At 59.5% G+C, this 13,421-nt stretch carries 12 protein-coding genes; 3 read left to right on the forward strand and 9 right to left on the reverse strand.

Going from position 1 to position 13,421, the window contains the following annotated elements:
• Nucleotides 1-118: 118 nt before the first annotated feature.
• Entirely contained in the window at nt 119-388 is a 270-nt protein-coding gene (locus AC1Q5O_RS16440; protein ID WP_492564338.1) for a hypothetical protein, read from the forward strand.
• 20 nt (nt 389-408) lie between these two features.
• Here AC1Q5O_RS16440 and AC1Q5O_RS16445 read toward each other — a convergent pair whose 3' ends face one another.
• The 7 genes from AC1Q5O_RS16445 to AC1Q5O_RS16475 all read right to left on the reverse strand — a co-directional run bounded on the left by AC1Q5O_RS16445 (nt 409) and on the right by AC1Q5O_RS16475 (nt 8,384).
• Nucleotides 409-1,353 (reverse strand): substrate-binding domain-containing protein, encoded by a 945-nt coding sequence (locus AC1Q5O_RS16445; protein WP_492564339.1) that lies wholly within the window; start codon nt 1,351-1,353, stop codon nt 409-411.
• 82 nt (nt 1,354-1,435) lie between these two features.
• On the reverse strand, nt 1,436-2,446 hold the full coding sequence (locus AC1Q5O_RS16450) for an ABC transporter permease (protein WP_288192149.1): 1,011 nt from the start codon (nt 2,444-2,446) through the stop codon (nt 1,436-1,438).
• Entirely contained in the window at nt 2,443-3,993 is a 1,551-nt protein-coding gene (locus AC1Q5O_RS16455) for a sugar ABC transporter ATP-binding protein (RefSeq protein WP_492564341.1), read from the reverse strand. Before AC1Q5O_RS16455 ends, AC1Q5O_RS16450 begins: the two co-directional genes overlap by 4 nt.
• Nucleotides 3,993-5,165 (reverse strand): Gfo/Idh/MocA family protein, encoded by a 1,173-nt coding sequence (locus tag AC1Q5O_RS16460; RefSeq protein ID WP_492564343.1) that lies wholly within the window; start codon nt 5,163-5,165, stop codon nt 3,993-3,995. Before AC1Q5O_RS16460 ends, AC1Q5O_RS16455 begins: the two co-directional genes overlap by 1 nt.
• Nucleotides 5,166-5,183: 18 nt before the next feature.
• Nucleotides 5,184-6,239: a sugar phosphate isomerase/epimerase family protein gene (locus AC1Q5O_RS16465; protein ID WP_492564345.1), complete on the reverse strand. Its 1,056-nt coding sequence runs from the start codon at nt 6,237-6,239 to the stop codon at nt 5,184-5,186.
• 57 nt (nt 6,240-6,296) lie between these two features.
• Nucleotides 6,297-7,313 (reverse strand): LacI family DNA-binding transcriptional regulator, encoded by a 1,017-nt coding sequence (locus AC1Q5O_RS16470; RefSeq protein ID WP_492564782.1) that lies wholly within the window; start codon nt 7,311-7,313, stop codon nt 6,297-6,299.
• Between the two features lie 240 nt (nt 7,314-7,553).
• On the reverse strand, nt 7,554-8,384 hold the full coding sequence (locus tag AC1Q5O_RS16475) for an SDR family NAD(P)-dependent oxidoreductase (protein ID WP_492564347.1): 831 nt from the start codon (nt 8,382-8,384) through the stop codon (nt 7,554-7,556).
• Between the two features lie 113 nt (nt 8,385-8,497).
• Here AC1Q5O_RS16475 and AC1Q5O_RS16480 point away from each other — a divergent pair, with 113 nt between their 5' ends.
• Both AC1Q5O_RS16480 and AC1Q5O_RS16485 read left to right on the forward strand, forming a co-directional pair.
• Complete coding sequence (locus AC1Q5O_RS16480; RefSeq protein WP_492564349.1) at nt 8,498-9,403, forward strand: LysR family transcriptional regulator; 906 nt, start codon at nt 8,498-8,500, stop codon at nt 9,401-9,403.
• A gap of 108 nt (nt 9,404-9,511) precedes the next feature.
• Nucleotides 9,512-10,549 (forward strand): ABC transporter ATP-binding protein, encoded by a 1,038-nt coding sequence (locus AC1Q5O_RS16485; RefSeq protein WP_492564351.1) that lies wholly within the window; start codon nt 9,512-9,514, stop codon nt 10,547-10,549.
• A gap of 1 nt (nt 10,550) precedes the next feature.
• Here the strand turns inward: AC1Q5O_RS16485 and AC1Q5O_RS16490 are convergent, their stop codons facing one another.
• Nucleotides 10,551-12,194, reverse strand: a complete 1,644-nt coding sequence (locus tag AC1Q5O_RS16490) for an ABC transporter permease (RefSeq protein WP_492564784.1) — start codon at nt 12,192-12,194, stop codon at nt 10,551-10,553.
• A 114-nt stretch (nt 12,195-12,308) separates the two neighbouring features.
• A complete protein-coding gene (locus AC1Q5O_RS16495) occupies nt 12,309-13,283 on the reverse strand; it encodes an ABC transporter substrate-binding protein (RefSeq protein WP_492564353.1) in 975 nt (324 codons plus the stop codon).
• Nucleotides 13,284-13,421 lie beyond the last annotated feature (138 nt).

The following is a 13,421-nucleotide window of genomic DNA, read 5'->3' on the forward strand; positions in this document are numbered from 1 at the left end:
GCTGGCCAGCCTTTTCGTGCTGTCGCTGCCGGAATGATCCGGCAACGGATAGTTCAAACTTGACTCGTATGATCATATTTATTACTCAACATAAAGAGGAGTCAACGAGTCAAGTTAGTTGGCGCTTGAAAAACATCACAAAATTGCAAGCGCGCTGACCGCGAGCCTGCAAAAATTCTTTAAGTTCGAGCTATCCCAGCAAGCGCAACGGCTGGAAATTTCGGCATGCGACGCGCAATTTGCGGCAGGAAATGGTTTGAGCATGACCGCTGCTCCCGCCATGATGAAGCCTGCTGCAACAGGGAAGGCGTCGGGGTACGAGTCCTCCCCGGCGCCAACCCTGACAAAAGAAAAAGGCCCGCAAGGGCCTTTTCCATGTGCAGACTGATCATGCCCTGATCGTGGAGATCAGAACGGCGAATCAGGGAAGTAGAATTCCTTGGCATTGTCCTTGGTGACCAGGGTGGCATCCAGGATGTATTTGCCGCGTACAGGAACCTGATCGTAGAAATTGGCAACCGTCAGTTCGAGTGCCGTTGCGATCATGGACGGCGGATAGAGAACATTGATCGGTGTCATGGCATCGCCATCGCTGACGCGCTTGATCATGTCCTTCATGCCGGCACCGCCGATGACCATCTTGATGTCGGTGCGCTTGGCCTGGCTGATGGCTTCGAGCACGCCGACAGCCATGTCGTCATCCTGGCACCAGACGGCATCGATCTTCGGGAACTTGGTCAGATAGTCCTGCATGACCTTGAAGGCGTCATCGCGTGACCAGTTGCCGAACTGCTTGTCGAGCACCTTGATACCGCTGCCGGCGATGGCTTCGTCAAAACCCTTCTGGCGTTCTTCGTCAATGACGATAGGCAGGCCGCGAATGACCACAACATTGGCAGTGCCAAGCTTGTCCTTCAGATATTTGCCGGCGACACGGCCGAGCTCCGGATTGTTACCGGCGACATACAGATCCTGAATGCTCTGATCGGACAGGGCGCGGTCAACAACCGTGACGAATACGCCCTTTGCCTTGACCTGACGGATCGGGTCGGTCAGTTCGTCGGAATTATGCGGCAGGGTGACGAGGGCATCGATCCCCTGCGTGGTCAGGTCTTCGAGCGCATTGGCCTGGGAAGCACCATCGGGTGATGTCTTGATGGTGATCTTGAGGCCGGGATGGTTGGCCTCGAGAATCTTGGCCGCCCGTTCGGCGTGATAGACGACGCCGCCGGTCCAGCCGTGATCGGCAGCCGGAATGGAAACGGCGATATTGACTTTCTTGTCCGCGGCGTGAGCCAGGACCATGCTTGACGCGAGCAGCGCGCCGGCAAGTCCCACGATGAGTTTACGCATATTTCTCTCCCAAATATTCTACGGGCCTTTGTGTCGAGGTCGGCGGGTGGCCCATTCTCCCCCTCCCAAACTTTTATCGCCGTTATCCCTTGCGCTGCAGTGTCCGCTGCACCAGCATGGCGATGATGATGATGACACCCTGAACCGCACCGATCAGATATTCACTGACGAAGTTGGACAGGACCATGATGTTGCCGACGATCTCCAGCATGAAGGCGCCGCAGATCGTGCCCCAGATGCGCCCTACGCCGCCTTTCAGCGCCGTGCCGCCAATGACGACCGCCGTAATGGCCTGCAATTCCCACAGCATGCCGGTGGTCGTGGTTGCCGCCCCAAGCCGCGGGACGTAGACCACTACGGCTATCGCCACGCAAATCCCTTGAATGACATAGGTCATGGCGCGGACACGATTGACGTGGATGCCGGAATACCGCGCGACGTCTTCGTTGGAACCGACCGCGATGACGTGCCGGCCAAAGGAGGTCTTGTAGAGGATGAAGGCACCGAGCAAACCGACGGCGATGATGATCCAGACCGGTATCGGCAAGCCGAGGAACGTGCCGGTATAGACCGGCCGGAACAGGTTGCGCATTTCGCTGGATTTCATGGCAATCGATCCGCCATTGGCCAGCCAGACCGTGACGGAGCGGTAGATGGCCATTGTTCCAAGCGTCACGATAAACGGTTCGATCCGCCCAAGCGTCGTGACGGCGCCGTTGACCAGCCCGGCGCCTGCCCCGACGCCGATGGCGATGACGACACCGGCGGCCAGCATGGCGAAATTGCCGTCGATGGCGGCAGAATTCAGGAACAGGATCATGATGCCGGCGACAAGCGCAGCCATCGATCCCACCGACAGATCAAGCCCGCCAGCCGAAATCACGAAGGTCGCTCCAACCGCGATGATGGCGATGAAGGACGAGCGGGTCAGCACGTTCAATATATTGTCGATGCCGATGAAGCTTGGATTGACCAGGGCGCCCAGAACGAAAAGCGCGGCAAGCGCCAGGAATGGCGCAACCGCCGTCTTGTCGATATCCGCCAGCTTGCGGCCAAGGCCGCGCGTGTCGGTGTTTGCTTGCGTATCGCTCATGCGGACCCCGTTGCGTATAGTTCTGCTTCGTTTGTTTTGACGCCGGTGGCGTAGACGACGATTTCATCTTCCGTCATCGCGTCACCCGAGACCTCGCCGACAATGCGCGCGGAGCGCATGACAAGGATGCGGTGACAGATGCCGATCAGCTCCTGCATCTCGGACGAGATGACGATGACCGATTTTCCTGACTTGGCGAGATCGGCGATGAATCTGTAGATCTGTTCCTTGGTGCCGATATCGATGCCGCGGGTCGGCTCATCGATGATGACGATGCTCGGATCAAGCAGCATCATCTTGGCGAGCAACAGCTTTTGCTGATTGCCGCCGGACAACTGGCCCGCCAGCAGATCGCGTCGCCGGGCCCGGATGTCGAATTCGGCAATCGCCTTGTCCAGCCCCTGTTCTTCCTGCTTGCGCTCGATGAGCGGGCCTTTGGTGAATTTTTCCAATGAGGCCAGCGTGAGGTTCGTCCGCAGGTTCTGTGCCAGAAGCAGTCCCTTGCCCTTGCGGTCTTCGCTCAGGTAGACAATCCCGGCGGCCATGCTGTCACGCACGCTGTGAAACCGCACCGGCTTGCCGTTCAATTTGACCTGCCCATGTCCGGCACGCAGCCCGACAATGCCTTCGAACAGTTCAGTCCTTCCGGCGCCGATCAGCCCGGCAAAGCCAAGAATTTCACCTTTGCGCAAGGCGAACGAGGCGCTGCGGGCATAACCCGGAACGTCGAAATTGCTCACATCAAGGATCGTCTCGCGCGTCGCGGTCTCTTCCCGTTCGGGATAGAGTTTTGACATATCGCGTCCGACCATCAGCTTTGCCATGTCAACGGGCTGCAATTCCGAGGCATTGCGGGTCGCGATGAGCTTGCCGTCGCGCAGCACGGTGATGCGGTCGGCAATGGCGGCGACTTCCGGCAGGCGATGGGAAATATAGAGAACCGCCACATTCTGGTCGCGCAGGTTGCGGATCACCTTGAGCAGCGCTTCCGTCTCATAGGGCGTGAGGGATGCCGTGGGTTCATCGAAAATCACGACGCGGTGCGGCACCTGCAGCGCGCGGGCAATCTGCACGAGCTGGCGCCGCGCAATGGATAGCCGCGACACAGGTGTTGTCGGATCAATATCAGCACCGAGCTTGCGCACGGCTTCCGCAGCCAGCCGGTTCATCTCGCGGTCATTGACCATGAGACCGCGTTTCAACTCGCGGCCCATGAAAATATTCTGCGCGACCGTCAAGTGCGGTGCGAGCAGGATTTCCTGGTGCACAAGTACAAGACCGCGATGTTCCGCATCGACGGGACCGGCGAGGGTCACGTCCTCCCCATCCATCGCAACCGAGCCGCGGGTCGGCTGCAGATGGCCGCTCAGAAGCTTCATCAGCGTCGACTTGCCGGCACCGTTCTCGCCGATGATTGCATGCACCTCGCCGGGCTGGATGGTGAGGCTGATATCGGTCAGCACCTCCACCGGCCCGAAAGCCTTGGCGATGCCCCGGGCTTCAAGCACGGGCGCTCCGTTGTTGCGATGGGGTTGGTCGCTGTTCATCACACCTTCGTCCACACGCCGCCGGCTTTGGACGACTTCACCGCCGCATCGATGAACTCCATGCCGGCAAGTCCATCCTCGACCGTCGGATATATCACATCCTTCGGTGTCTTCTTGCCCGTCCGGGCGGCAATGATCGCCTGTGCGGCTTCCGTATAGATATTGGCAAAACCTTCAAGATAGCCTTCCGGATGACCACCGGGAACGCGTGTGACACGGGCGGCTTCCGGCGACGCGCCGGCTCCGCCGCGGGTCAGCAATTGCTTGGGTTTGCCGAACGGCGTGTACCAGAGATAGTTCGGATCGGCCTGGGTCCATTCCAGCCCGCCCTTGGTGCCGTAGACGCGCAGTTTCAGGCCGTTCTCGTGTCCTGGCGCCACCTGGCTTGCCCACAGCATGCCCTTGGCGCCGCCGTCGAAGCGCATCAGGATCTGCACGTCGTCATCGAGCTTGCGGCCTTCGACAAAGCTGGTGAGTTCGGCGCACAGCTGCTTCAGCGTCAGGCCGGAAACAAAACAGGCGAGGTTATAGGCGTGCGTGCCGATATCGCCGATGGCGCCGCCTGCACCGGAACGCGCCGGATCGGTGCGCCATTCCGCCTGCTTCGATCCTGAGTCCTCCGCCCTTTCGGTCAGCCAATCCTGCGGGTATTCGGCCTGCACCAGACGGATCTTGCCAAGGACACCCTTTTCGACCATGGCACGGGCCTGCCGGATCATGGGGTAACCGGTGTAATTGTGAGTCACGGCAAAAATCTTGCCGGTCTTCTTCACCAGTGCCACGAGTTCCTTGGCATCCTTGACAGTGGTGGTGAGCGGCTTGTCGCAGATCACATGGATGCCCGCTCTCAGAAACGCTTTTGCGGCAGGTGCATGCATATGGTTCGGGGTAACGATCGCCACCGCCTCGATCCCGTCCGGGCGCTTGGCTTCCGCTTTCGCCATCTCTTCGAAAGAACCATAGGCACGGTCTTCCGCAATGCCGAGCTCCTTCGCCGAGGCCTTGGCGCGCGCCGGATCGGAAGACAGGGCTCCGGCGACGAGCTCGTACTGATCGTCGATGCGCATGGCGATGCGATGCACGGCGCCGATGAAGGCGCCCTGCCCTCCTCCGACCATGCCGATGCGAATGCGCCGGGTTGCCGCTTTTTCTCTGCTTGCTTCAATAGCCATTGCCGCTTCCTTCCGTTCTTATACCAGACCAAGGATACGGCGGTTGGCCGCGTCGTCGGTTCCTGCGCCAGCGAAATCATCGAATGCCCTTTCGGTCACGCGGATCAGATGTGCGTTGATGAATTCAGCGCCTTCACGTGCACCGTCTTCCGGATGCTTGAGTGCGCATTCCCATTCCAGCACCGCCCAGCCATCGAAGTCATAAGCCGTCAGCTTGGAAAAGACGGCGCCAAAATCCACCTGTCCGTCACCGAGCGAACGGAAGCGTCCGGCACGATTCACCCAGGACTGGAAACCGCCATAGACACCCTGACGGCCGGTCGGATTGAATTCGGCGTCCTTGACGTGGAACGCCTTGATGCGCTCGTGATAGATGTCGATGTAGTCGAGATAATCGAGCTGCTGCAGCACGAAATGCGAGGGATCATAGAGCAGGTTGGCGCGCGGATGATTGTTCACGCGCTCCAGGAACATCTCGTAGGTGATCCCGTCATGCAGGTCTTCGCCCGGATGGATTTCATAGGCCGCATCGACATCCTGTTCATCGAGATAGTTGAGGATCGGTGTCCAGCGCTTGGCCAGTTCGTCGAATGCCGCTTCGACGAGACCGGCAGGCCGCTGCGGAAAGGGGTAGAGGAATGGCCAGGCCAGTGCGCCCGAGAATGTCGGCATCACCTTGAGGCCAAGGTGTTTGGAGGCACGCGCGGCGCGCTTGACCTGATCGACAGCCCATTCCTGGCGGGCCTTGGGGTTGCCATGCACTTCAGGCACCGCAAAACCGTCCATTAGTTCATCGTAGACCGGATGAACGGCGACGAGCTGGCCCTGCAGATGGGTTGAAAGCTCGGTGATGGTGAGGCCATGCGCATGGGCAATGCCAGCGACTTCATCGCAATAGGTCTTGGAGTCCGAGGCCTTCTTGAGATCGAACAGCCGCGCATCCCAGGTGGGAATTTGAACACCCTTGTAGCCGAGGGATGCTGCCCATTGGCAGATCGCGTCGAATGAGTTGAACGGTGCCGCATCGCCCGCAAACTGCGCGAGAAAAATGGCTGGTCCCTTGATCGTCTTCATGTCTCGTCTCCTCCAATTCATGCGGGCGCCTCGGGCAGGCACCCCTCCGGTTTCTGTTCAGGGCATGTTGTCCCTGAGAAAAATATCGATGCGGATATGTTCCTGCCCCGGTACGATGGGACGGCCTTCGCGCAGGGCAGTGAGAATGCGCGCGGTGCTGCGCGCCATATGCCCGACATCCTGATTGATGAGCGCATCCACGGTGCCGCGCACCAGATGGCGGCGGGTCGAGGCGGTGAGTTCATGCGCCACGAAAATCACGTCGGAGACACGGCCGGTTGCTTCGAGCGCAGCGACGACACCCGCCTGTCCACCGCCGGCGTTGTAGATGGCGACCAGATCGGGGTGATCGCGCAGCAGCGCGCGGGCGACCGTCTCAACGCGCGCGTTCTCGTCGCGCGCTTCCCGGACGGGCAGAACTTCAAGATTGGCGTATTCACGGGAAATGACCTGTTCGAAACCGAACTGCCGCTCCACGTGGTCGCGCAGGGCCAGCGATCCGGCAATCATGCCGACCTTGCCCTTGCGCGGTCCGACAAAGCGGCCAATCAGCGAAGCCGCGGTGCGCCCGGCGGCGTAATTGTCGATGCCGACAAAATGGGCGCGGCGTGAGTTCGGCACATCGGAAACCAGTGTCAGGACAACCACACCCCTGTCGGCAAGGGCGTTGATGGCTTCTGTCACGGCGGGATGGTCGAGCGCGACGACAGCGACGCCGTCGATGCTGGAGGGCAGCCGTTCGAGTGCCGCCGCCAAAGCCTCGCCGTCGAAAGTATCGACATATTGAATGGAAAGCCGCACGCGTTCCTGCAGCTGGCGTTCGCGGGTTGCACGAAACTCCGCATCCAGCGCCTGCATGAATTCGTTTTCGCCGGTCGGCAGGATAATCCGGAAATCATAGTCCCGTCCGCGCGCAAGCCGCGATGCGTGCTGATCCGGATGAAATCCAAGCAGCTTGATGGCCGCGTTGACGCGTTCGATGGTGCGCGCATGCACACCATTCCGCCCGTTCACAACACGATCAACCGTTGCAAGACTGACACCGGCTTCTCGGGCGACGTCTTCAAGCGTCATCTTTACCACGAGAATTCTCCTCCGCTTGATATACTAGTTCGGCGAAATGAGGTGTGCAACTCTTTTTGACGGGTTTTGATGGGAATTTTGATGGACGCAATGTTGCCCTGCTGCAACTTGCGTGTCGTGGTGTTGATCGCTGGCGACGATGTGAGCAACGCATGCCTTGAGCAAGGTCACCGTCTCACGACAGTGACCTTGCCCGAATTGTCCGATTGATGCGGAGTTTGACTGTCTAAATTATTCGCCTTTCTCGAAATCGGTGCTGCGGGTGATGGTTTCCCAGGCATCGATCTCATCAACAATCTGATCCAGTTTGCTACGGGCACGGCGCAGCGCATCACTGCCGAGCAGCAGATGAAGAGGTGGATTGTCGGCACGAACCAGGCTGATGATGACCTGTGCTGCGAGATCTGGATTGCCCAGCTGTCGACCCGCGACGGAATCGAAGGCGGCAGAACTCCGTCCAATCGTCTCGGCATAGGCAGCGTCTTCGGCGTCGCTTTTGCGGATTGAGTGAGACGAAAGGAAGTCCGTCCTGAATGCGCCGGGGGCGATGGCCGTTACTTTGATACCAAGCGGTGCGATCTCCAAAGCCAATGCTGATGAAAGGCCTTCAAGCGCATATTTGGCGGCAGCGTAAACGGCCGATCCGGTGGTTGGCGCGCGCCCGGCAATCGAGGTGATGTTGATGATGTGACCGCGGCGCTGCGCGCGGAGGTAAGGCAATGCCGTCCGAATGATCCGGAACGGTGCAAAAACATCGACTGCAAACAGTCTCTCGACATCCGCATCCGATGCCTTCTCCAATGCACCCAGCAGCCCGTATCCTGCATTGTTTACGATGACGTCGATCTCGCCCGCAATTTCAAAAGCTTTTGCTATGCTGGCAGCTGCTGCCTGGCCGTCGACCAGATCAACATTCAGCAAATGCAACGTGCCGCGATCATGATCAAGTTCGAACGACCCCGTACGAACTGTCCCAATCACAGTGTCTCCCTCTGCCAGTGCTGCCGCGGCAAGTGCCTTGCCCAGGCCGCGCGAAATTCCTGTGATGAACCAAGTTGTCATTTCTTTATCCTTTTCAATGAAGCAAAGAGAAAATGGCAGAAAGGCTGCGCCTTTATAATGCGCTAAGAAATTACAGCGCTTGTTAGCTCAGCTAAGTAATGTATGATGCTGAAATGGATATCCTGCTCGCCGGACATGACTACAATCAGCTTCGCGCCTTCATTGCCGTCGCCGAATTTCTGAGCTTCTCCCGGGCTGCCGACAGCCTCGGCGTCTCCCCTTCAGCGTTGAGCCAGATGGTACGCAGTTTCGAGGAACGGGTGGAGATGCGCCTCCTCCACCGGACGACGCGAAATGTGTCACTGACGGAGGCTGGTGAAAATTTACTCCAACGGGTCAGGCCTGCGGCATTCGAACTCGGAAGCGCCGTCGCACAGGCTCGCCGTTCAGGCGAGCACCCTGCCGGCACGGTAAAGGTGCATTCATTCCGATCCGCAGCCCGAAAGCACATCGAACCGATTCTTGCCAGCTTTGCCCAGCGCTATCCCGAAGTGCTGCTCGACATCACGGTGGATGACGAGGTCATTGACATCGTCGCAGGCGGTTTTGACGTGGGCTTGCGCATAGGGGAGGTAATTGAACGCGACATGATCGCCGTTCGTCTGGGATCCGAGCTTCGGCAGGTAGTGGTTGCGACGCCTGATTACCTGGCGCGTCATGGACATCCGGAGCATCCGCGCGATCTCGTCAGTCATCGTTGCATACGTTGGCGCTGGCCGGGCCGGGCTACGCCCTACGCCTGGGAGTTCTTCGAGAATGAAACCTGGTTCAGTGTCTCTGTCGAAGGTCCGTTGATCTTCAGTGACAAGGAAATGGCACTGGGTGCCACTCTCAAAGGAATCGGGATCGGTTTTCCGATCGAGGACACCGTTGTCGATCACATTGCCGAAGGCAGGCTCGTCAGCCTGCTGGATCCCTGGTGCGCTCCGTTTCCAGGGCTATTCCTGTGCTATCCCAGGCAGCGTCATATGGCACCTGCGCTGCGGGTTTTCATCGATGCCGTGCGTGCTGGCGCCTGAATGCTCGGTTTCTGCCAGCGGTCCGCATACCACCGCCCCGTCACATGGTTGTAACGCGATTGGCGCATAGGCGGTGCCAAAGATCGAAAAGCATTGTAAAAGCGGCGCATGACCGACATTCACATCCAGAATCTGACCAAGCGCTTCGGCGAGACGGTTGCTCTCAGAAATATCTCCATCAATTTCCCCGCAGGGTCGTTTACCTCGCTGCTGGGACCCTCCGGTTGCGGCAAGACCACTCTCCTGCGTCTGATTGCCGGGTTCGAAGCACCCGACGATGGCGCCATCGATTTTGGCGACGAGCGGATCGCCGATATGCGCCGCCAGAAAATGCCGGAGGAGCGCGGTGTCGGCGTGGTCTTCCAGTCCTATGCCCTGTGGCCGCATATGAATGTGGCCGAGAACGTCGCCTACCCGCTGAAGACCCGGAAAGTTGCCAAGAGTGAAATCGCGCAGCGCGTCAAAGCGGTGCTGGAAAGCGTCAGTCTCGGCAGTTTCGCCGATCGGCGGATCGAGGAACTTTCGGGCGGCCAGCGGCAACGCGTCGCCCTCGCCCGCTGTCTGGTTGCCGACGCGAAAATCATCCTTTTCGATGAGCCGCTTGCCAATCTCGACATGCATTTGCGTGCTTCGATGATCGAGGCTTTTCGGGATATTCATCGGCGCACCCGCGCGACGATCGTTTATGTCACGCATGACCAGTCGGAAGCGCTGGCGCTCTCCGACCGCATCGCGGTGATGAATGCCGGCAACATCCTGCAGATCGCTGCACCGGTGGAGGTCTATCACTCCCCTGCGGATCAGCGCGTGGCCGGATTTATCGGCCGCGGCACGCCGGTTTCCGGCACGGTTGTCGAGAGGCGGGCGTCATCGGCTCTCGTTGACGTGGCGGGGTATCGTCTTGCAGCGCGGGGCGTTGCCGATGGCTCCGACGCGATCAAGCTGCTGCTGCGCCCCGAAGCTCTCCGTCTCGCCGATGACGGGCTTGCTGCCACAGTACAGGAAAGCACCTATCGCGGTGCCGTCTACGAAACCCGGCTTGAACTGGCCAACGGCGAGCGCCTGACGCTCGACAGTCCCTCGGCGCTGCGCATTGGTGAAACCGTGCATGTCGCCATTGCCGACGCCTGGATCATTCCCGGCTGATCTACCGCCAGGGCAATACACCAGGCGGGAGCTTTTTGCCGAGACGGTCGAGAATTGCCAACAGTACCACGACAATCAGGATTGTCGTCACGGCAATGGCCGCCGCATGGGTACCAAGCCCAGCCTCTTCGAGGCTGAACAACACGACGCCGAGTGTTTCATGCCCGCTTGACCAAAGCAGTGCCGAGACCGTCAATTCGTTGAATGCGCTCATGAAGACAAGCAAAGCGCCTGCAACCGCCGCGGGTGCCGTCAATGGACCGGTGATTGTCATGAGACGGCGCAGCGGACCTGCACCGGACACAGCGGCCGCTTCATTGAGATCGCGCGATAGCTGCCCGATTGCCGTTGTGACGGGTTTCATGGCCAGGGCGAAGAAGCGCATGAGATAGGCAACCAGGATAATCCAAGCGGTGCCGTAGAGGCTGCCGATCAATGGCAGCGGCCGCAGGAATAACAGGATGCAGGCGATGGCCAGCACGATACCCGGCAAGGCATAGGGCAGTTCGATTGCGCCATGCAGGACGCGTTGCGACAGGCGCGAGAAGCGCTCCAGGCCCACGGCGACCGGAATGGAGCCAATGGCGAGGATAAGAGCAGCACTTCCGGCGAGAATGGCCGAGTTCCAGAAGGCGCGGCTGGTGGAAGCCTGCCGGAACAGGACTTCCTCGAAATTGGAGAATGTCAGGGTGGACCAGTTGAGCGGGACGCCGAAAGACGGGATCAATGCCGTGGTTATCAGGGCAAGCACCGGCAGGATCAGCATGAACAGGATGGCGACCCAGCCAAGGGCGGCAAACAGCCAGCGGTAGCGGCCAAGGGTGAATCGTGCCGGTGTGCCTGCCGTAAATCGGTGGTTGACCTTCTTGAGTGCCAGGGCCTGCAGGACGACACCAAGCAAGGCGAGCATGGCAATAAGGACCGAGAGCGCGGCAACCTGCGGCAGCACGCTCGGGCCAACACTGGCGATGCGCAGGTAGATCATCGTCGTCAGGGTGAGATAGTTGACCGGCATGCCAAGCAGAGCCGGAATGCCGAAATTGCCAACACCGGACACGAAGGCAAGCGCCGTGGCCGCAACGAGATAGGGCCGTACCATCGGCAGGATGACCGTCAGGAGCACGCGCAGCGGCGATGACCCGGAAGAACGCGCCGCCTCGACCAGATCGCGCGGAACGCGGGTGAGCCCTGCCCGCAAGGTGATGAAAACAATGGGTGCATGCTGGATGGCATAGAGCAGGATGATGCCATTGCGGCCGAGCAGCGGATTGGACGTGCCCGGCGGCGGTGCAAGACCGAAAGCACCAAGCAGCGTGCTGGATGGCCCGAACAGGTGCAGCCATGACAGGGCCATCACCTGTGGCGCAATCATCAATGGCAGCAGCAGCAGGAAACCGAGGGTCTTGCGCCCCGGCAGGTCGGTCATGGCGATGCCGATGGCAAAAGGCGCGCCAACCACGAGGGCAAGCAGCGCGCCGAAGAAGGCCGTATCCAGGGTGTTGAGCGTGGCCCGCATGACCGAGGCACTGGAAAGCCGTCCGGCCATGGCGGCAAGATCAATCTCGCCGCCGGGCGCGACGGCTGTCACCAGCAGTCGCAGCATCGGCAAAAAGCTCAAAGCAAAGATGATGGCGAGAACCAGCACGGCGGACAATCCGCCATCCCGCCGGAAATAACGCCACAACCGGTATGCCGGGGAACCCGCATGTGTGGATGCGGGTCCGGCATTGTCTATGGAATGTGTAATGGCCAAAGGCGTTTACTGCCCCATCACTTCGCTGAACTTTTCCTTGTTCTTGGTCTCGTTGGCGAGCGCGCCGGCGGCATCGAACTTCATGACCCTGATCGAGGCGCGGTCCGGATAGCCCGCCGGCAAGGCAACGTCGGCACTCGCGGGGATATAGCCCATCTTGGCTGCGAGCTCCTGACCGTCCTTCGACAGGAGGAAGTTGATGAAGGCCTTTGCCGCTTCCGGATTTTTCGCCGTCGACAGGATGCCGGCCGGCTCGGTGACAGCCGAAACGCCTTCCTTCGGGAACACGAACTCGACCGGAGCGCCCTTGGCCTTCTCGCGGATCGGCATGTAGTCGACGATCATGCCATAGAGCTTGTCGCCGCCGCTGACGGCTTTAAGGATATCGCCATTGCCGCCCGCAGCCTGCGCACCATTCTTGGCCAGCTCGGCATAATAGTCCCAACCCTGTTTGAGATTTTCGGTGAGCGTAACGGTGTGGATCAGGGCGGCACCCGATGTCAGCGGACTTGGCATGGTGACAAGACCTTTGGCTTCCGGTTTGGCGAGATCGGCCCAGCTCGTCGGCACAAACGGTGCCTTGGTGTTGTAGACAATGCCTGTCGTGATCAGCTTGGTGGAGAAGTAGGTGCCGTCCTTGTCAATGAGCGCGGCGTCGATACCCGAAGTCTTTGCGTCCTTGAAGGGCAGCAGGCGGCCTTCCTTCTTCAAGCCTTCCATCGTCACCACATCGGCAATCAGCAGAACGTCGGGCTGCGGCTGGCCGGCTTCGATTTCGGCGCGCAGCTTGGCCATGATCTTGGGCGTTCCGTCGCGCACCCATTCAACCTTGATACCGGGGTTCTTTGCCATGAATGCATCGGCGGTTTGCTGCGCATCGGTGTTGGGCTGGCTGGTATAAAGGACAAGTTTGCCATCTGCGGCAAACACCGGCTGAAGACCGGCGGCAAGCAAAACGGAAGCGATGAGAATGCGGCGCATGATAACCCCTTTTGTCAGGACGAGACGAACCCGCTTTGATTTTTGCAGGCTCATAATGATCGGTCACCCCTATACAAGCCGGATAACGGTTCTATGACATCTAGACAAAAGTTGTAAGGTTTTCATCGAGCGAATTGG

The organism is Phyllobacterium sp. MT110, from assembly GCF_058792715.1.